The organism is Mycobacterium pinniadriaticum (assembly GCF_026242045.1).
Lineage (GTDB): Bacteria > Actinomycetota > Actinomycetes > Mycobacteriales > Mycobacteriaceae > Mycobacterium > Mycobacterium pinniadriaticum.
The window spans coordinates 1-220 of the sequence record NZ_JAPJDO010000138.1 but is presented as its reverse complement, the minus strand read 5'-3'; the positions used below and the strand labels follow the sequence as shown (position 1 = coordinate 220).

The window sequence follows — 220 nt, the reverse complement described above, 5'->3', positions numbered from 1 at the left end:
TCCCGTTTAAACTCGTCGGGATAATTTTTCCTTGCCATCGTGGTGGATCATCTCGCTTCCCCCGCCAATCTTGCGGGATTAAGCGTGTCCAACACACGGGGGCAGGGCCCCTCCGCGGGTCGGCCCTTGGCTTTCGCAACCTCACCAACTACATCGCCCGATCACTACTGGAAACCGGCGGATTCAAACCCCAACTACACCGTCAATCATGAAGAGCCAG

1 pseudogene is annotated in these 220 nt (G+C 56.8%); it reads left to right on the top strand.

What is annotated here, in order from left to right:
* Window positions 1-212, top strand: a pseudogene (locus ORI27_RS32960) (hypothetical protein); the annotation flags it as partial.
* Window positions 213-220 lie beyond the last annotated feature (8 nt).